The 18,209-nt window shown below is 68.1% G+C and carries 17 protein-coding genes and 2 tRNA genes; 10 read left to right on the forward strand and 9 right to left on the reverse strand.

Going from position 1 to position 18,209, the window contains the following annotated elements; all coding sequences use genetic code 11:
• The first annotated feature begins 52 nt into the window (after positions 1-52).
• From ACGFJ2_RS22915 to ACGFJ2_RS22930, 4 genes are all read left to right on the forward strand, one after another.
• Positions 53-127 (forward strand) — tRNA-Asp (locus ACGFJ2_RS22915).
• Between the two features lie 4 nt (positions 128-131).
• Positions 132-205: transfer RNA gene (locus ACGFJ2_RS22920), tRNA-Phe, on the forward strand.
• A gap of 126 nt (positions 206-331) precedes the next feature.
• Positions 332-598, forward strand: coding sequence for a type II toxin-antitoxin system Phd/YefM family antitoxin (locus ACGFJ2_RS22925; protein ID WP_393471435.1), 267 nt, complete (start codon positions 332-334; stop codon positions 596-598).
• On the forward strand, positions 595-855 hold the full coding sequence (locus ACGFJ2_RS22930; protein ID WP_393471270.1) for a Txe/YoeB family addiction module toxin: 261 nt from the start codon (positions 595-597) through the stop codon (positions 853-855). The genes ACGFJ2_RS22925 and ACGFJ2_RS22930 overlap by 4 nt, the downstream gene beginning before the upstream one ends.
• Positions 856-894: 39 nt before the next feature.
• Here the strand turns inward: ACGFJ2_RS22930 and ACGFJ2_RS22935 are convergent, their stop codons facing one another.
• Positions 895-1,854 carry a hypothetical protein gene (locus ACGFJ2_RS22935; RefSeq protein ID WP_393471273.1) on the reverse strand — a complete coding sequence of 320 codons (960 nt, stop codon included), beginning with the start codon at positions 1,852-1,854 and terminating at the stop codon, positions 895-897.
• 699 nt (positions 1,855-2,553) lie between these two features.
• Positions 2,554-2,712: a hypothetical protein gene (locus ACGFJ2_RS22940; RefSeq protein WP_393471276.1), complete on the reverse strand. Its 159-nt coding sequence runs from the start codon at positions 2,710-2,712 to the stop codon at positions 2,554-2,556.
• Positions 2,713-2,871: 159 nt separating this feature from the next.
• Between ACGFJ2_RS22940 and ACGFJ2_RS22945 the strand changes: the two genes are divergently transcribed.
• Positions 2,872-5,940: a BTAD domain-containing putative transcriptional regulator gene (locus ACGFJ2_RS22945; RefSeq protein WP_393471279.1), complete on the forward strand. Its 3,069-nt coding sequence runs from the start codon at positions 2,872-2,874 to the stop codon at positions 5,938-5,940.
• Position 5,941: 1 nt separating this feature from the next.
• On the opposite strand, the gene ACGFJ2_RS22950 is transcribed toward ACGFJ2_RS22945, so the two are convergent.
• From ACGFJ2_RS22950 to ACGFJ2_RS22965, 4 genes are all read right to left on the reverse strand, one after another.
• Positions 5,942-6,940 carry a hypothetical protein gene (locus tag ACGFJ2_RS22950; protein ID WP_393471282.1) on the reverse strand — a complete coding sequence of 333 codons (999 nt, stop codon included), beginning with the start codon at positions 6,938-6,940 and terminating at the stop codon, positions 5,942-5,944.
• Positions 6,937-8,430, reverse strand: coding sequence for a phenylacetate--CoA ligase family protein (locus ACGFJ2_RS22955; RefSeq protein WP_393471285.1), 1,494 nt, complete (start codon positions 8,428-8,430; stop codon positions 6,937-6,939). Before ACGFJ2_RS22955 ends, ACGFJ2_RS22950 begins: the two co-directional genes overlap by 4 nt.
• A 253-nt stretch (positions 8,431-8,683) precedes the next feature.
• The gene (locus tag ACGFJ2_RS22960) at positions 8,684-9,874 is read right to left on the reverse strand and encodes a serine hydrolase domain-containing protein (protein WP_393471288.1); all 1,191 of its coding nucleotides are present in this window, start codon (positions 9,872-9,874) and stop codon (positions 8,684-8,686) included.
• 40 nt (positions 9,875-9,914) lie between these two features.
• Entirely contained in the window at positions 9,915-10,292 is a 378-nt protein-coding gene (locus ACGFJ2_RS22965) for a hypothetical protein (RefSeq protein ID WP_357939588.1), read from the reverse strand.
• A gap of 225 nt (positions 10,293-10,517) precedes the next feature.
• Between ACGFJ2_RS22965 and ACGFJ2_RS22970 the strand changes: the two genes are divergently transcribed.
• Positions 10,518-10,907, forward strand: a complete 390-nt coding sequence (locus tag ACGFJ2_RS22970; RefSeq protein WP_358192497.1) for a TraR/DksA C4-type zinc finger protein — start codon at positions 10,518-10,520, stop codon at positions 10,905-10,907.
• A gap of 15 nt (positions 10,908-10,922) precedes the next feature.
• Here the strand turns inward: ACGFJ2_RS22970 and ACGFJ2_RS22975 are convergent, their stop codons facing one another.
• Positions 10,923-12,110, reverse strand: a complete 1,188-nt coding sequence (locus ACGFJ2_RS22975) for a hypothetical protein (RefSeq protein WP_393471291.1) — start codon at positions 12,108-12,110, stop codon at positions 10,923-10,925.
• 58 nt (positions 12,111-12,168) lie between these two features.
• Here ACGFJ2_RS22975 and ACGFJ2_RS22980 point away from each other — a divergent pair, with 58 nt between their 5' ends.
• Both ACGFJ2_RS22980 and ACGFJ2_RS22985 read left to right on the forward strand, forming a co-directional pair.
• Positions 12,169-12,915, forward strand: coding sequence for a hypothetical protein (locus ACGFJ2_RS22980; protein WP_393471294.1), 747 nt, complete (start codon positions 12,169-12,171; stop codon positions 12,913-12,915).
• Positions 12,916-12,962: 47 nt separating this feature from the next.
• Positions 12,963-13,568, forward strand: a complete 606-nt coding sequence (locus ACGFJ2_RS22985) for a hypothetical protein (protein WP_393471296.1) — start codon at positions 12,963-12,965, stop codon at positions 13,566-13,568.
• Between the two features lie 12 nt (positions 13,569-13,580).
• Here ACGFJ2_RS22985 and ACGFJ2_RS22990 read toward each other — a convergent pair whose 3' ends face one another.
• Complete coding sequence (locus tag ACGFJ2_RS22990) at positions 13,581-14,168, reverse strand: NADPH-dependent FMN reductase (protein ID WP_393471299.1); 588 nt, start codon at positions 14,166-14,168, stop codon at positions 13,581-13,583.
• A gap of 85 nt (positions 14,169-14,253) precedes the next feature.
• On the opposite strand from ACGFJ2_RS22990, the gene ACGFJ2_RS22995 reads away from it, so the two are divergent.
• Complete coding sequence (locus tag ACGFJ2_RS22995) at positions 14,254-14,742, forward strand: MarR family winged helix-turn-helix transcriptional regulator (protein ID WP_393471302.1); 489 nt, start codon at positions 14,254-14,256, stop codon at positions 14,740-14,742.
• 226 nt (positions 14,743-14,968) lie between these two features.
• On the opposite strand, the gene ACGFJ2_RS23000 is transcribed toward ACGFJ2_RS22995, so the two are convergent.
• Positions 14,969-17,008 (reverse strand): cellulose binding domain-containing protein, encoded by a 2,040-nt coding sequence (locus tag ACGFJ2_RS23000; protein ID WP_393471305.1) that lies wholly within the window; start codon positions 17,006-17,008, stop codon positions 14,969-14,971.
• 299 nt (positions 17,009-17,307) lie between these two features.
• Here ACGFJ2_RS23000 and ACGFJ2_RS23005 point away from each other — a divergent pair, with 299 nt between their 5' ends.
• Complete coding sequence (locus ACGFJ2_RS23005; protein WP_393471308.1) at positions 17,308-18,183, forward strand: hypothetical protein; 876 nt, start codon at positions 17,308-17,310, stop codon at positions 18,181-18,183.
• Positions 18,184-18,209: the final 26 nt, after the last annotated feature.

Raw genomic sequence — 18,209 nt, forward strand, 5'->3', positions numbered from 1 at the left:
CGAAAGCCAACCGGGAGCTGGTAAGCTAAGCGAGTCGCAAAGCAAGGCGCAAGGTCCTGTAGAGCAGTTTGGAGTGCTCGCCACCCTGTCAAGGTGGAGGTCGCGGGTTCAAGTCCCGTCAGGACCGCTCGGGTCAGGTAGCTCAGTTGGTACGAGCGTCCGCCTGAAAAGCGGAAGGTCGGCAGTTCGACCCTGCCCCTGACCACCTTCTTTGGACAGCAAGAACGCCCCGAACGGATTATCGTTCGGGGCTTTTTGATTTCTCCTGACAGCAACGTCGCCATGTGCGGATCCACCGACCTTGATGTACATCATCACGTACACCGATGGCATGAAGGTGATGACCATGTCCGAATCGCGGGCCAACTACGCCGCCACCCTCGACGCCGTCATCAACGACCAGGAAGAAGTCCTCATCACCCGCCCCGGCGGAGAAGGCGTCGTGATGGTGTCGCAGCGCGAATACGAATCGATGCGCGAGACGCTCTACCTCATGGCCTCTCCCGTCAACCGCAGGCGGCTGTCGGAGGTGGTCGCCCGTCTGGAGGCCGGAGGCGGCACCGTCCGCGAGCTGGCCGATGAGGACACCACCTCGTGAAGATCCTTTTCGACGAATTCGCCTGGGAGGACTACTGCTACTGGCGGCGAGAAGATCGACGCGTCCTCAAAAGGATCAACCAGCTGATCGCCGACATAGGCCGGAACGAGAATGAAGGCATCGGCAAGCCAGAGCCGCTGAAGTATGAGTGGTCCGGTTACTGGTCCCGGCGCATCACCTCAGAGCACCGGCTCGTCTGCCGCGTCAGCGACGACGCCATCATGATCGCCGCCTGCCGCTATAACTATGAGAAGTAGCGTCCGTCCGCCAGTAGAATTCTCCTCGGACGCTTCGCTTTACCGCGTCGGCGTGAAGGATGAGACGATCAGCCAGATGCCGGCGATCGCGATCACTGCTGCGACAGCGAGTTGCTTCGCCCGGCCGCCAATCATGCTTAGCGCCACATGGACGGTCCCGGTCCAGGAGATCCTCACTGAGGGGCGCAAAGCGGCCGACGCGACGAGGGCGGCCGCGAGAAGCAGCGGCCATCGTATCGACTCGGCGAACGGTATCTCCAAGTCGTCGCTGTACGTCGCGACGTCGAGCAGCGGGAAGAGGAGAAGGGCCGCCGCGGCCGCGATACCGGCAAAGCGTCCCCATCGGGTGGAAACGGTGGCTCTCGCGGTCGCCGCCAATGCGACGAGAACGACCGGGAAGCCGATCCTATCGGCCTCGCCGGACCACCACGCGAGGCCGTCCCAGGGCGACTCCGGAATCGCGCGGTAGATGACGTCAAGCCCCCACATGTCGTATGTGACCATGTAGCGGTGGAACATCGCCGCCCATGCCGCCGCGCCGACGGCGCCCGCCCACAGGATGACCCCCTGTTGTCTCCGGGGCAGAGGTGACCGGGCCGCCAGGAGCAGCGCGCAAGCGGCCACCGGATAACAGACGATCAAAGGCCAGGGCAGGACGACCGCACGTTCCTGCCCGGTGCATGGGTCGGGGCCCGGCAGCAGAAGCGCGATGATGAGCCCGAACGCGAGGACGAAGCCGACCGTGGCGACGGCGGTGAGGGCGGCCCGGCGTGACCCGCGCAAGAGAAGGCTGATCACGATGACCGGCAGCAGGAGAACGCCCCAGAACAGCAGCTCTCCCGGTACGTACTCCAGCGTGTACGGACCTTCCATCGGAAAGGGAGCCGAGCTCGTCGCGGAACAGAACCAGCCGACGCTCTGCCTGCCGACCCCGAAGGCCGTCAGGATCACCGGGCCGGACGCGGCCAGGACCGCGCCTAAGCGCAGCGCCGCCGCCACCAGGGCCGTGGGTTCCCGCATCACGGCACCTCCGAAAGTGATCAACCCGGGTCAGGGTAGCGGACCCGCGGCTCTCCTTGTTGAATAGCGAATTTTGCTGAGCTAAGGCATCTCCGATTTGCGCCACTGTAACTTGTTGGCATCGCCACCCGCGTTTGCTCGTGTCATTGCCGCCTCCCAAGGCGCAAACTTCCGACAATCGGTAATTTCATGGCATACCGCAACGGGGTTTCGCCTCAGAGGGTGCCGCGCCTTCCAACCAGGTGGCGATCAGATAATCTGATTACATGAAGGTGATGACTGCCACTGAGGCTTCACGAAGCTTCGCAGCGGTTCTCGATGAGGCTGAGCGGGGAGGGGAAGGCGAGGGGAGCGTATGACCTGCTGATCGCCGCGACCACGGCGAGAACCATCGTCACGATGGACTCGTCGGCCGCTTTCGATGATCTTCCCGGCGTGCGGGCTCAAGTCGTTCCCCGCTGATCACTGGGGGATGCGCCTTTACCTGCTAGGGATTTTATGCGCCCGGCGACGGCTCAGCACCGCCGCGATGGGGACCGCCGCCGCCAGGCCGCTCAGCAGTACGGCGGCCAGCGCTCCCAGCGCTGCCCTCGATGGCGGGATGGCTGATGCCGTCGCGGTAGCCGAAGGGTTCGGTCTCGGTGGGCAGTGCGTGGCAGTTCTGGCGCCAGATCGCCGTCACGCCGGGCAGGGCCTCGTAAGCCGGCCGGGTTTGACCTTCGCGATGATGGTGAACCCGTAGCACGCCGGGGTCCGCGGGTAGACAGGGCCGTATTTACCCTGCTCCAGGTGGTCGGTCTCCTTCGGGATGACAGCCGCCTGCGGCCTGATCTCCATGCCGATCCCCTCCATCGTTCTACTGCTGGGGGAAGGCTAAAACCGGCTGAATGTCCTAATTGTCCCATAGTGCGGCTTTTCGAGCCAGTCTGGGCGGCGAGATCGAGCTTGATCCACATGGTATCAATGGACGATTCTTACGCTAGGGATCTTTCCTAGGTGTCGCTAGGGATTGGGCACTTCATGGTGTACCACTTCGCCGTTCTGGGCTCCGTTCAGGTCTACCCGGAAGGGACGCCGCAGACCCCGATCCATCTTCGTGGCAAGCCTCGGGCCGTACTGGCCACGCTGCTGCTCAACGCCAACACGGTGATCTCCCGCGACGGGCTGGTGGCCGCTCTGTGGGATGAGCCGCCGGCCACGGCGGTGGCCAACATCCAGACCCACGTATGGCAGCTACGACGGGCGATTCCCGGTGGGGACCAGATCGTCAGGACCGAAGGGTCCGGCTACCTGCTGCGCGTCGAACGCGATCAGCTCGACGCGCTGATCTTCATTGACGCGGCGCGCGAGGGGCGGCTGGCCGTCCAGCGGGGTGAGCTGGCCGTCGCCGAGAGGGCCTTCGGGCGGGCGGTGGCGCTCTGGCGGGGCCGGCCCGCCGAGGACCTCGTGCTCGGTGACGTGGTGACGCCCCGGATCGCCGAGCTGGAGGAGGAGCTGTACCAGGCGCGTTCCGACTGGATCGACGTCCGGCTGGCCCTCGGGCAGCATGACCAGCTGATCGGTGAGCTGCGGAAGATCGCGGACGCGCAGCCGCTGCGCGAGCGTTTCTGGGGCCAGCTCATGCTCGCCCTGCACCGGGCCGGGCGGCGGGGTGAGGCGTTGGACGCCTACCGGCGCGTACGGACGCTCCTGGTGGAGGAACTGGGCGTCGAGCCGGGCGCCGAGTTACGCCGGCTCCACGCAAGCCTCCTGGAGGACCATGAGGCACCGGCCGCACCTGTTTCGGGGACAAAAGCGGTTCCCGACCTCACAACGTGGCACCACATCTGCCAGCTCCCCGCGGACCTCGCTGATTTCGTGGGCAGGAGCGCAGAGTTGAAAACGATTACCTCGATTGTGCGCGGCAGGAACCCCGCAGCCTCCGCACCCATGATCGTGACTCTGTCCGGCGCCCCCGGACTCGGTAAGAGCACCCTCGCGATCCGCCTCGCGCATCTGCTCCGGCCCGCCTTCCCCGACGGCCAGCTCTACGTACGCCTCGGCGCGGCCTCGCCCGCTCCACGCGATCCCTGGCGCATCCTCGGGGAGCTGTTGAGAGCGCTCGGAGTGGACGGGAGCGCGCTCCCCGACACGCTCGAAGAGCGCGCCACCCTGTACCGGTCCCGCCTCGCGGACCGCGAGATCCTCATCATCCTCGACGACGCGGCGGACGAGGCGCAGGTGTCGCCCCTGCTGCCGGGCACGGCGCGGGGCGCGGTCCTGGTGACCTCCCGCGCGCAGCTCGCCCTTCCCGGCGCTCAGGCGATCTCCCTGGACGTACCCGGCGAGGACGAAGCGGTGGAGATGCTCGAACGTACGGCCGGACAGGCCCGCGTGCGCGCGGAGCCGCAGGCGGCGGCGTCGATTCTGCAGGCCTGCGGCCGCCTGCCACTGGCCATCCGCATCGCGGGGGCGAGGCTGTCCGCCCGGCCCGCCTGGCCGTTGTCCGACTTCGCGGCCCGCCTGGAGGACACTCGCCGGCGCCTCGACGAGCTGGCTCTGGGCCAGCAGACGGTGCGGGCCAACTTCGCCGTGAGTTACGACGCCCTCACCGACGTGGCGCGGCGGACGTTCCGGCTGCTCGGCCTGTGCGGCCTGGAAAGCGTGCCCGAGTGGGCGGCGGCGGCGCTGCTCGGGGAGTCCGGGGATGTGGCGGATCGCGCGCTGGAAGCCCTGGTGGTCGCCGGTCTGGTGAACGGGCCCGAAGCCTGTGCCGCAGGCGGCCTGCGATATCGGCTGCACGATCTCTTACGGGCGTTCGCACGGGAACAGGCCGAGGCGGAGGACAGCGAGACGCAGCGGCGCGCGGCCCTGCTCCGGCTCGTCAGGGAGAGCCTCGACCGGGTGACGGCGGCCGTCGGCGACCTTCCCCTGCCCTGCGCGCCCACGCCGAACGCCGGCGAGTCCCGCCCGGCGGCAGGGGAGTGCGACTCCGGGTGGCTGATGGAGGAGCGCGGGAACATGGTGGCGGTGGTCGAGCTCGCCGCCGCGCTGGACAGACCCGCCCTCGCGGGTGAGCTGGCCTACTATCTGACGGCCTACCTACGGATCCACGGCTTCTTCGACCAGGCCACCCGCGTACATGATGCCGTCATCGCCGCCGCGACCCGGCTGGAGCTCACTCCCGCGATCTTGACCACCCGGCTGCTGCGGGCGGATCTCATGGTGGAGCGCGGGATGTTCGGCGACGCGCTGCGGGAGTTCCAGTCCTTGCTGGAGCCGTTCGAGCGCTTGGGCGACCGGCACTCCACCGCGTACGCGCTCAGCGGCCTCGGCATCTGCCGCCACGTGTTCGCGGACTTCGAGGAGGCTCTGGACCGCACCACGCGCGCGGTCGACCTGTTCGAGGAGCTGGGCGATCACGGCGGCCTGCTCAGCGCGTTGATCCACCTGACCTCGATCCACCTTGAGCTCGGCCACCACGACCAGGCCGCCGAGGTCTGCCGTCGTGGGCTGGAGCTGGCGCGCGGCGCCCGCACCGCGTACCCCCGGGCGATCCTGCTCCGGGCCCTGGGCATCACCCACTACAGCAAGGGCGAGGTGACGGAGGCGATCCGGCGCTATGAGGAGAGCCTTGAGCTCAGTCGGCGGCACGGCTATCCGATCATCACCACGTTGACCGAGCGCCGGCTGGGGGAGACCCTGGGCGCGGTGGGCCGGTTCGACGAGGCGGTGCGGACGCTCACGCACTGCGGGCGGAGCTTCGCCCGCTTCGGCGACACGTACGGTGAGACGCTCACGGCGTACACCCTCGGGGAGGTCGCCTTCCGGCGCCGTCTTCCGCGAGAGGCGCTGCGGCACCTGACGCACGCGCTCGACGTGCTGGGAGTACGGGAGATGCCGCTCTGGCGCGCCCGAGTCCTGCGCGAGATCGGCCGCGTTCATGCCGATCTCGGCGATCCGGACGCCGCCCGGAGCGTCTGGAACGAGGCGCTGGCGATCTTCCACAGCGTCGACTCCGGGGAAGCGGCGGAGGTGAGCGCCTTCCTCGCCACCCTGCGGACGCGGCAGGTGCCCGCCGGGTGACTCAGCCGCCCGTTCCCCGTACGACCGGCACGGCTGTGACGCCTGCCTGCCGCGCCGCCCGCCGGGCCGTACCCGGCGCGCTCCCTGTCGCGACGACGGCTCCTTCGTGCAGCGCGACCCAGGACCGTGCGTCGGCGGGAAGATCCTCCAGCGCCCGGGCGAGCTCGACTCGCCCCGGTCCGGCGCGCAGCGCGCGAGCCCGCTCGCGGCGCCGCCAGAACAGGTGCTGTCCCACGATCAGCGGCCCCAGCGGCAGGAGCAGCGGTACGAACTCCAGCTCGGTGAACAGCACGGCGAGCGTCAGGCCCAGCAGCAACGTCCCCTCGACCACGGCGGCCCACCAGCCGGCGGTCCTGCCGTACGCCTTGGCCGCCACCAGCGGCCATACGGCCAGCATCAGGCAGTCGCCGAGACCGGCCAGGCTCGACACCGGCCCGTAGCCGGTGGCGAGTATCGGGGCGAACGGCAACCCTTCGACCCGGGACACGAAATCAGCCGTCAGAGAGCTCACCCCCGTGGCCAGGGCGTCATAGACGGTCAGGGCGGCGGCCAGCCCCGCCACGTGGGCGGCCCGCATCCCCGTCTGCGCCCACATGTTGGCGACCCCGACCGTGAGGAGGATCATCGTGAGGTCGTTGACGACGAGCACCGCCGTCGGCCATTGCGCGAAGTACGCGGCCACGTCCGCCGCGCACAGCAGGGCGGCCGCCAGCGCGGCGTTCCGGCCGCCCAGGACCGGCGACAGGACGAGCTGGCACACGGTGAAGACGACCACACCGAAGATCGTGACGATGACCCCGGTCGGCATGTGCATATAGGCGAACGGCATGGCGATGAGCGCCACGACCATGATCCAGATGTCGGTCCAGACGAACCTGCCGACCGGCGGGCGTGGCATCGTCACCCTGGCGAAGTAGCTCGCCGCGACACCCATGGTCAGCAGGATGAGCAGGTAGAGGACCAGCCCGCGCAGGACCGCCTCGGTCATCAGGGTGCTCATCGGACTCCCATCTCGGCGACCGCCTCCGCGGCCGCCCGCAGGGCCGACTTGCCCGTCCGGGCGGACTCGGTGGCCGTGAAGTGCTCGAACGTGTGCTCCCGCAGGTCCGCGCGGACCCGGCAGAGGCCGGGCAGTGCGGCCGGATCATCGACGAGCTCAATGCCCCGCAGGGGAAGCCCCAGGTCGGCCGCGCGCTCCTCCAGCCGGGACACCAGCGCGCGGCTCACGTTGCCGGTCACGGCGTGCAACACCGGTCCTGACCGAGTCTCCTCCAGCACGTACCGCGTCGGGAGCGGGATCTCGCGCTCCGCCTGGAGGAGGTCCAGCACGTCGCGCGTGGTGACGGACGAGGGTGACAGCCGGCCGAGGACCCGCGAAGTCGCCGGTACGGCGGCCAGTTCGCAGGCAGGCTGCTCGCCCTCGGGCAGCACTTTGACGATGTCGCCGGTGACATATCGGAGCAGCAGGGTCGTGTCGCGGTACGTGGTGTACGGCGTCACCACCAGCACACCGTGCGCCCCCGGAGCCGCCGGCTGGAAGGTCTCGGGGTCAAGGACCTCGACGTGCCCCTGGTCGGTGGGGAGGTGCAGGTGTCCCTGCCCGCAGACCTGGCCGCCCACGGGGGCGATCTCCGTCATCGAGTAGCTGTCCAGGACGCGAGCCCCGAACATGGCCTCCGCCCGCTCCTTCAGCGCGTCGGTGAGGACCTCGCCACCGGAGTGGATCTCTTCGAGGCCGAAGTCCTTGGCGTCCCAGCCGCCCCGCTCGGCCTCCTGGACCAGTGCCGCGAGGTACGAGGCCGTCGTGTTGAGGTGAGTCACCTGTGGCCGCTTGCCCGGAACGTGCAGCGGGACCGCCAACCGGTCCAGCGTGGCGCGGGGGTCCACGAGACCTACGTGGGCGAAGGCCGCCCCGGTCATGGTCGCCGCCCGCTCGATGAGGATCTGGGCGATGGACCGCGAGGTGATGCAATTGGCCCAGACGTGCTCGGAGCGGAGTCCACCGGCGAGCATCAGCGCCAAGGCCGACATGCCCGACATCAGGTCGATCTCGTAGCGGGAGAACCAGACCATGGTCGGCACACCGGTCGTGCCCGTGGTCTGGGCGAGTACGGCCGGGCTGGCCCCGTCCGCGACGAACGCGGACGGCAGGTCACGCAGCGCGGCCTTCGTCGTCGGCTCGATCGACGCCAGGGACTCCAGGGTGATGGATCCCGGGTCGATGCCGTGCTGCTCGAACCACCGCCGGTAGTAGGGGGTGTCGCGGGCGGTCAACCGTAACGTCCGCCGGAGCCGGCGAGTGGCGAGGTCCCGCTGCATCTCAGGGTCGGGCGCGGTCAACATCTCGCCCGCGCCTTCACCGGGGGAGCCGAACTCCTCCAAGGTCGCGCGGAGGTCTTCGACCAGCGCGGTCACGTCCTTCACCCGGAACCGGCGGCCCGCCAGCATCGACCAGGCGTACCCCAACTGCCGGGCGGCTGTCCCGAACATCCTGTCCCATCCTTTGCGCGGTGGTCATGGAACACGACGGTCCCTGGGAGCGGCACGAAGCCGCTCCCAGGAGCCGTCAGGAGGGACCGAGCCTCAGCCGTTGAGGCTGAACACGGCGGTGGAGAGGGCGCTGACGACGTAGCGCGCGTAGAACCTGGCCGTCTTGACCATGACTTCTCCCTTCGTTCCTGCCCCGGAAAGGGCCAGGAACGACTGTCGTCGCGGGGCCTACACGATCGCTACACGGCCACTATCAGCGCAGGTCAGCGCTCTCCATCGCGCACTGGACCGCGTCGAGGAGGGTGGCGGCTCTGCGGTCAGGTGTTCCTTCCTGAATGTGGTTCATGACGTAGCCGAACGCGAGGCCGCTCGCCGGGTCGGCGAAGCCGAGCGATCCGCCCATACCGGGAAACCCGAAGGCGGTCGGGCTGTACCAGAAGGCGTCGGGTGTCGGCAGGCCGAAGCCGGTGCCGATCCGGACGGGTACCCGAAGGATGCGGTCCACACCACTGACCTGCTCCGCGGTCGCCGCCGCCAAGGTCTCGGGGGAGAGGATGCGCTGCCCGTCGACCTCGCCGATCAGCGCGGCGTAGAAGCGGGCCAGCGCGCGGGCCGTGCAGATGCCGTTGGTCGAGGGCATCTCGGCGGACTGCTCGTCGGGGTCGTTGTGGTCCAGTGGAGGCGTGATGATGGTCAACGTGGACCGCACGGTCAAGGACGTCGGATCGGTATAGGCCGCCATCACCTCGCGCATGGGTTCGGGAAGGGCGTCCAGGTCGATCCGGGCCAGCGCGTCCAGGTCGAGCGGGGCGGCGACGATCCGGCTGACCCGATGCCGCTCGGTTTTCGGCAGCCCGATCCACAGGTCCAGGCCGAGCGGTCCGGCGATCTCCTCGGCGAGGAACGTGCCGAGGCTGCGGCCGCTCACCCGGCGGACGACCTCGCCGACGAGCCAGCCGTAGGTGTGCCCGTGGTAGCCATGGTCGGTGCCCGGCTCCCAGGATGGGCGCTGGGCCGCCAGCGCGGTCACCATCGGGTCCCAGGCGATGGCTTCCGCCGGGGTGATCGGGTGGTCGATCGTGGGCAGTCCGGCCTGGTGGGTGAGCAGCCAGCGGACGGGGATGCGGTCTTTGCCGTTCGCCGCGAACTCCGGCCAGTAGTCGGCGACGGGTGCGTCGAGGTCCAGTTCGCCGCGCTGGGCCAGCAGGTGCGCGCAGGCGGCGGTGATGCCCTTGGTGGTGGAATAGACGACCTGCAGGGTGTCGCGCTCCCAGGGGCGGCCGGTCTCTGGATCGGCGATTCCGCCCCACAGGTCGACGACTTTCCGGCCGTGCAGGTAGACGGCCACCGCGGCGCCCACCTCCTGGCCGCCGGCCAGATTGGCGGCGAATGCCGTACGCACTTCTTCGAATCCTGGTGCGGTGCTGCCGCCGATCTCGGGCATGTGTCATCGCCTTCCGGTCTTGTGGCGTCGCCGGAAAGTGTTAGTCGCGCCATTTCTCGATGAGCCAGGCGCAGACTTCCGGCTCGGTCATCTCGGGAAACTCTTCGGTGAACGCGAGGAGAGCGCGCAGCGCCTCGCCCCGCTCAAGGCCGCGCGCCGCCGCGTGCCTGAGGTACTCCTGACGTGCGGCGGAAGGACGGCCCCCGCCCGCGCCGCGGCCGGGCAGGCCGTTGCGCCATTGCACTATTTCCGCCAGCCGATCAGCCCGCCAGCCGGGAACCCCGTCGATCTCGACGTCGGGCTCGGGAAACGGATGAGTCGAATCGCTCGGATAGCGGGAGCGCCATTTGTGCACCGCGTGCCGGCTCACCCCCAGCGCCTCGGCGATGCCGATACCGCCGAGGTAGCGCTCGGTCATGATGCACCAACTTCTCTGTCCGGCCTCCTTCGTGGATCTCATGACTACCACGCCCGAGGTGCTGTCCCGGGCGCGGTCGAACCTTGTCTCTGTCGGAGACAACGATAGGCCCGTACGGGAAACATCGTCAACGGTGGAGACGAGGTTTCTGCACTCCAGGGCCAGGCGATTTGGTATGGATGTCAGGCACCGCGCGTACCCTGGTAGTGAAGGTGAGGGACCGTGATGACCACACAACACCGGGACGCCGCGCTTTCCCCCTCAGAGCAGGCGACCATACGACAACTGCTCGACGCCGACCGTCAAAGGACCGAAACCCGCATCGCCGTGCTGGGCCAGGATCGGGACGAGATGGTCCAGTCGGCGGCGCAGTCGGCCGCCGACGACGAGCACGACCCTGAGGGGACATCCACCGCCTTCGAGCGGGCCCACATAGAGGCCCTGCTCGACCAGGCCCAGACGCACCTCGTCGACCTGGACCTGGCCGTCGAGCGGCTGCACGACGGCACGTACGGGATCTGCGCGAAATGCGGGCAACGCATCGCCATCGAGCGCCTGATGATCCTGCCGGCCGCCAAGATGTGCGTCGGCTGCGCCGCCCACCACCGCCGCTGACCAGCGCCTGGTGGCTCAGGTCTTGCGTCGCCAGAGTTTGCCCGTCGCCAGGTCGAAGTAATAGACGCGTTCGCTGTAGCCGCCGCGGACCAAGAAGGCACCCTCCTTCGACCAGCCGAGGGCGACGTCAAGGAAGTCGTCGCCGGGGAACCTGAGAGGGACGCTGGCCAGCCGCTTGCCGGTCTCTGGGGCGAAGGTGTCGACCCGCGTCCCCTGATCGCCGATGACCACGAAGCGGCTGCCGTCCGCCCGGAGGTGGTAGCTGTCCTGGGGCTTCAAGGGAAGGCTCATTCGCGTCCGTCCGCGGGGATCGAGAACGAGCACCTGCGATTGCGTCGTCACCACGATCCCGCTCTCGTTGAGGTCATGGACCTGCCGGGCGCCGGGGAGTGACACCGTGGTCCAGGTCTTGGTGTCGGTGATCTGGGCGCCGTCCTTGGCCAGGGCGATGTACCTGCTCTGACCGGCGAACGTCGCCGTGGGCACCGCCGTGTCCGGGAGGGCGGCGGTGAGGTAATGAACGCCCTTGGCGTCCTGATACACCATGCGTCGATCGTTTCTGTCCAGGTAGACGACGGCCTTCTTGTCGGAACTGCGTACGAACGGCGCCGCCTGGGGCGCGCCGCCTTTCCTGATGATGTACGGCGCGGCCTGCGGGAATGGCTGCTTGTTCACCAGCCACGTGCGGCAAGGGTCGTCCATTTGGTCGGTCCACGGACAGGTGGGTCTCTTGTATTCACTCACCGTCATGAACTCGGCCCGATAATCCGGGAACGACAAGGGCGGCGTGTATTCGGGCAGTTCACGCTGTAGCGGGTGACCAGGAGTGAGCAACGTGGCCGAAAGCACGATTGCCGTTCCCGCCAGATAGAGGCTGCGCGCCGACCATTCGCGGATGGTCCGGTCCGTCTCATCCGGTGCTTCGGGCCGGGCGCTCAGTTTTCCAGCGGCACGGGGTACGGCCGCCGCCACGATAATCACGATGACGGCATGGACCAGTCGCGCCGGAGTGATGTCCCGGCTCGCCAGCAGATAACCGCCCGCTACCACGGCGCCACCCAGGCCGAGCAGCCATGCCGTCCGATAGGTGTTCGCGTCGTCGGGAGTATGGAGCGTTGGGGCCGGCAGCCGTACATCGCGGAATATGGAAACAGCGCACCAGCCCAGCACTAGATAGAGCGGGTCGTTGGTGAGACCGGCCAAGGGAACAGCCGGGACGAGGGCGATCAGCCGCCATCGGCGCAGGCCCGCGAAATGGTCGATGACCTGGCGGGCGTTCGCCGCCGTGACGGAAAGGCCCATCAGCGTGGCGAACCTGGTCAGCCGCTCCGATGTGACCGGTATGGCTGCCATCAGCACGGTGACCATGGCGACTACCCAGGAGATCATCGGAGGTACCGTCACGAAGTGCCACCATATATGGTGCTATATCGTGAGTTCGGATGATATATGGCGGCAATTTGGCATCGCTACGTGGCGTGCTCAGCGTTCGCGATTATCGGCTATGGCGGCCGGCGGCCTGACGCTGGTGATTGTCGCGGCGGCCCTGTGGGGATCCGGGTCGATAACTCCGCGGGTGCAGTGGAGTCTCGAGGCTTTGTTCCTTCGCGCGGAGGTGGACCAGAATGGCGTCCTGTCGACGCCCGTGTATATCGAGCTGGAAAACGAGGGGATGGCCTCGTTCGTTCTTACCGGCATCTCGGCGGAAATACCCGGGCTCCGCCTGCTATCTGCTGACCAGGCGAAAGGGGAGAGTTCCGAGGTCGCCGTGGAGAGCGGTAACAGGCAAATCATGGAGAGGCGCATCGTCATCACTGACTGCGCGGCGGTGCCTCACGAGCCCCAGCCGATCCGCTTCACCTACCGAACCTGGCTGGGTCCGGGGTCAGTGGAGGTGATGGGCGACTCATGGGGGCTGCCAGGACTCAAAGGAAGTGTCCCGGTCGCCTGGCAAAGGGGTCTCGCGGCCGAGGTCTGCAATGACGCGGTGAGTCCAGATTGGCCCTGACAGGTAGCCCATTCGTGGGCAACGGCCAGCCGGGAGGGTCGTGGGACATGCCGCCTGCGGCGAGGATCGCCACCGGTTTCGTCTGCACGTTCGGTGCCCTCCGTTTCAACGGGTTCGACCTGCTGTTCGACCCCGCCGGATGGTTATTGTGCGCGTCCGGGCTGTCCAAGCTGCAGCGATCCGTCGACGACCCCTTCAGCGGGGCCAGGTCCTTGGCTGTCGCCATGGCCTGCGTCTCGTTCATCGCCATGATCGCGTCCAGTGAGTACTCAAGTCGTAGCCTGGCGGATTCCCCCATGACGATCACGCAGCTGATCGAGATCGCCAACGCGCTCGGTGCGCTGCTCGCGGTCTGGCTGATCACCGAGGCCGTCATCAGACGGATCCGTTCCTGTGGGGACACCTCCAGGGCCGCCCTCCTCGACGTGCTGCGCTGGGCCGTGGCCGTTCTGGGAGTGCTCGGCACGCTGGCCGGGTACGGCTACGCCGACCTGGGACCGATCACGGCCATCGCCTGGTTCGCGACCGTCGTGGCCCTGATCGTCGTGCTCTACCGCTCGGCGCATTCGCCGTACCTCTCCCCGACATGGGAGGACCCTGTCCGTGAGAGCGCGGCGACCGCCGATGAGGGACGACCCCCGGGCGCTGACTAGCGCGACAGGGCCTCAGGCCGCCGCGCCCGTGTCCGACCTGGCCTCGCGCACGCCGCGCAACGCGTCGGCCCAGGCGAGCACCTGGTCGAGCATGCCGTGGAGCGCGGCGTCGAGACCCTCGCCGGGGACGAAAGCGCCGGTCGCGAATGAGGGGAGCAGGGGGACGGCGGGCTGCGCGCGGACCGTGGCCACCTGGAGCTCGGCGAGCACGAGCCTGAGGGCCTCGGCGGCTCGGACCCCGGCGGCCCATCCGCCGTAGCTGACGATGCCGGCGGCCTTGTCGTTCCACTCCCGGTACACGTAGTCCAGCGCGTTCTTGAGCGCGCCGGGGAAGGAGTGGTTGTACTCCGGGACAAGGAACACGAAGCCATCGAAACCGTCGATCAGTGCGGACCATTCGCGGGTGTGCGCGTGCTCGTACTGCTGGAGGTTCGGATTGCCGCCCTCGTCGAGGTTGCCGAGGCGGTGGTGCGCGAGATCGATCAGCTCGTAGTCGGCGCCACCGTGAGCGCGCGCCGTGTCGAGCACCCAGGAGGCGATCTGCTCGCCCCGGCGTCCGGGTCGGGTGCTACCGAGGATGATGCCAATGCGGAGTGCCATGACGCCCCTTTCGAGAGAGTTGACGCGTCAACTCTAGGACTGCCGAGTTGACGCGTCAACTCGCTCGGTCGGTATTATTTCCGCCATGGCGGAGACCCGTACGCTGGAACCCGAGGAATGGGAGCTCTGGCACACCTGGATGCTCGCGCAACGCCTGCTCGCCCGGGAGTTCGAGCGTGGTCTGCAGCGCGACTGCGGCATCTCGAAGGCCGAGTTCAGCGTGCTGGTGACGCTGTGGAAGGCGCCCGGCCGCGAGATGCGCGTCGGCGAGCTCTCCGAATCGCTCGCCTGGGAGAAGAGCCGTGTCTCGCACCAGTTGACCCGCATGGAGAACCGCGGCCTCGTGGAGCCGACCCAGAGCGGCGCCGGCGGCCGCCGCACCGGGATCGGGCTGACCACCAAGGGCCGCGAGCTCGCGGAGAGCGCCATCCTCGGGCATGCCGGCAACATCCGCCGTTACTTCCTCGACTCGCTCACGCCCGAGCAGGCCGCGGTTATGCGGGCCTGGAGCGAGCAGGTAGTCGACCGCATCGAGCCGCGCCGCGGTGAGGCCGCCAGCGAACACGTCTTCTAGAGCAGACCGGACGCTGCCCCTCGGAGGGGGTGTTCCTCCGAGGGTCCCCAGCCGCTATGGGCCGTCTTCTTCCCCACCACCGTCCAGGACCCCAGCCACCACAGACCGTCATCTTCCCCACCCCCGGAGGGGGTTTCCCTCCAAGGGACCCTAGCCACCACGGACCGTCACAGGGGTCGAGACGGTCCGTGGGACGAAGCACCTGGGGGACTCTGGAGTCACCGCCCTAGCGGGTAGCGCAGACGGTTCCGTTGAGGGTGAAGACAGCAGGCAGAACGTTCGGCCCGCTGTAGTTGCCGACGAAGCCGATCGTGGTCGATGCCCCGGTCGGTAGCGAGCCGTTTCCGGGTTCGTTGACGGCCTTGACGTCCGGCCCGTTCTGCGTCCAGGTGGCATTCCAGCCGCTGCCCAGGCTCTGCCATGTCCTGGGCCAGCTGAAGGCCAAGGTCCAGCCGTTCATCGGCGCGCCGTTGTTGGTGACTTCGATGGCGCCGACATAGCCGCTGGCCCAGTCGGTCTGGACGGTCAGCCGTACCGTGCAGGAGCTCGAAGCGGGGGTGCCGGTGGTGAAGGTCAGCGGCGGGGAGGCCCACGAGACGCCGCCGCCAGTGTCGCGGGCGATCACGTTGAGCGTGTAGCGGGTGCCCGGCGTGAGGTTGCTCACCGTGAGCGAGGTGCCGGTGCTCTCGCCGAGTTGCTCGCTGATGGCTCCGTTCTGCCGGTGGAGCTCGTACTTGGCGATCGGGCGGGCGCCGGGGGAGGCGGCGGGCCAGGAGATCGTGGCGGCCCGGTCCGTCACGTCGGTGGCGGTCGGCTGCCCCGGCGCGCCTGGGCGGCCGGTCTGGGGCGTGGCGGGGTGCAGCACGACGGTGGTCATCGAGAGCGGCGGCAGCGTCTGGCTGGTCGCGCTGCCCGCGGTCGAACCGGTGATGCTCGTGGCGCCGTTGGTGTGGGTCAGTACGGTCGGCGCCCCCGACGCCGGGCTGAAGCCGGAGTAGCCGATGGTGACGGGGTAGGACGTGTCGGACGACGTATTGATCAACAGGACGGCCAAGTCGCCGTCGGGGCGGCGGGCGGCGTGCGCGGTGAGCTTCGCCTGGCCGGTCGCGGCCCGGATGAACTGGTCGCCGGGGCGGGCGAACTTGCTCATCATCTGCAGGGCGTAGTAAGGCGCGAAGGGAGTGTTCAGCTGCGGCTCGCAGACGCTTCCGTCGGAGGTGCACGTACCGCTCGACAACAGGCCGAAGTCACCGTAATCGGTCTGTCCTTCGACCTGAGTGATGTTGCCGATGCCGTTGTGGACGTTCCACCAGTCGACCGTGAACACCCCGTTGGCCAGGAGCGTCGCGTAGGCGTCGGCGGCGCCCAGCGCGCTGGGCTGGGTGGTGCTGCCGACGCTGCTGGACCCCGTGTTGAACTCGGTCATGGCCATGCCGATCCGCTCAGAACCGGGCCCGGCGTACTTCGCGATCTGCTGGCGGGTGAGCTGGATCATGTCGGGGACGTGGGCGGCCTTGTCGAGGGCGCCGGGGTACCAGTGCAGGATCACGAAGTCGATCTTCGGTCCGGCGATCGAGAGGACGGTCTTGTTCCAGGTGCCGTCGTCGCCGTCGGCGACTATGGCGTCGGGCCAGTTGGCGGCCGTGGTCAGCACCGCGCCGATCTTGATGGTGGGGTCGACCGCCTTCATGGCGTCCGCGTACGTCACGACATGGCGGGCGTACTCGGCCGGGCTCTTGTCGGCGTGATCGTCCGCCTCCCAGGCGGAGCCGTAGTGCCCGTTGCCGTAGTTCTCGTTGCCGATCTCCCAGTATTTGACGCCGTAGCCCTTGGTGATATTGGCCTGACGTACCCAGGCCGCGGCCTCGTCGGCGGTGCCGGTGCCGTAGTTGGCGGTCACCATCGCCTGCGCCCCGGTGCGGCGCACGCCATTCATGAAGGTGTCGAAGTCGGTGTTGGGCGCCACATAGCCGCCAGGAGCGGTGTGAGTGGCCCAGTGGTAGATGTCCGAATAGGAGCCGCCGGGATAGCGCAGCAGCTTCACCCCGGCATCCTTGAGCAGGTCGGCGGTCGCGTTGGTGCCCAGGTTGGTGTCCCAGATGGCATGGTTGGTGCCGATGCCGGTCTCCGGGACGATGGCAAGCGCGGCGCGGGCGTTGACGGTCACCGCGACCGGGGTGACCTCGTCGGCGTGCGCCGCGGGGACGTTCAGGGCGGTCAGCGTCAGCAGGACGGCGGACGCGGCTCGTAATGCGAATCTCGGCATCGGTGCACCTCGCCATGGGTAGCGGCATTCACTCGACGCCCCCTCCTGCCAGGCGGCAACATGATCATGAGGTGTGGCGTCATGCCCGTCAACCAACCGTGAAACTTTCACGCCGACCGGCCGGCGACCAGCGGATTCATGCTGACCGCCCCCGCCGACGAGGCCGAAGTTCCACAGCGGCCGGGCGGCCCCACGCCGGGGCAGCCGGGACCACCGGCGCCCATGGCGTCCTGCGCTCGGTGGAGGAAGCGCGCCAGGCTCTTTGACCATGCTACGTTTTACGGACTATAGTCCTCCGCGTGCTGAAGAGATCACTACTCGCCTTGGCGGCAGCGACCCTTGCCCTGCTGGCCGGGTGCGGCGACACCAGGGTCGCGAGCCAGCCGTCGCCGACTCCCAAGCAGGACAACAAGGCGCGGATCGAGGCGGTAAAAGCGGACTGCATGAAGGGAAAGGGCTTCCGCTACACCGCCTTCGTGATGGAAGGCACCTTCCTCAGTCCGGACCAGGAGAAAGCCGCCAGCGGGGACTACGCGGCGATGAAGGCCCACCGGTCGAAGTGGGGCTTCAACGTGTTCTCCAACCTGGTCTATCACCAGGAAACGGAGACGATCGATCGGTCCGGGCCGGACCCCAACGTCATGATCAAAAGGGATCTCTCACCCGCCCAGCAGAAGGCGTACGGCAAGGCGCTGAAGGCCTGCCAGGCCCAGGCGATCAAGCAGATCACCGGCAAGAGCGTGAAGTCAGAACAGGACTGGTTCGAGCAGGTGGACAAGCTGGTGGAGCAACGAGAGAAGCGTGAGCTCGACGGCGACCCGCGCCTCGTGGAGCTCGCCTCGGCCATGGCCGACTGCATGGCCGCAAAGGGCTACCAGGCGGCCGCCAAGAATCCGATCAACATGGAGACCTGGGGTCAGCTGACGTTCATGAAGGAGCTGCACGAGCTGGCCCGCAAGGAGGGCGGCCGTGACATTCCCCCCTACACCTCCACCGGGCCGTGGTACCAGCCGACCCACCTGCCGGACGCGGACGCGCGGCGCTATCTGGCCAAGGAGGTCAAGATGGCCCTCGACGACCTTGAGTGCGGCAAGGACTTCTATGCCGCCTACCTGCCCAAATCCGTGCAGGTCGCGCAGGCGGCCCAGGCCGAATTCGGGATGGATCCGGACTGATCACTCACAGATGGCCTAGGCTCAGC

Origin of the sequence: Nonomuraea sp. NPDC049028 (assembly GCF_043197735.1) — a bacterium.
In the GTDB taxonomy this organism is placed as follows: Bacteria; Actinomycetota; Actinomycetes; order Streptosporangiales; family Streptosporangiaceae; genus Nonomuraea.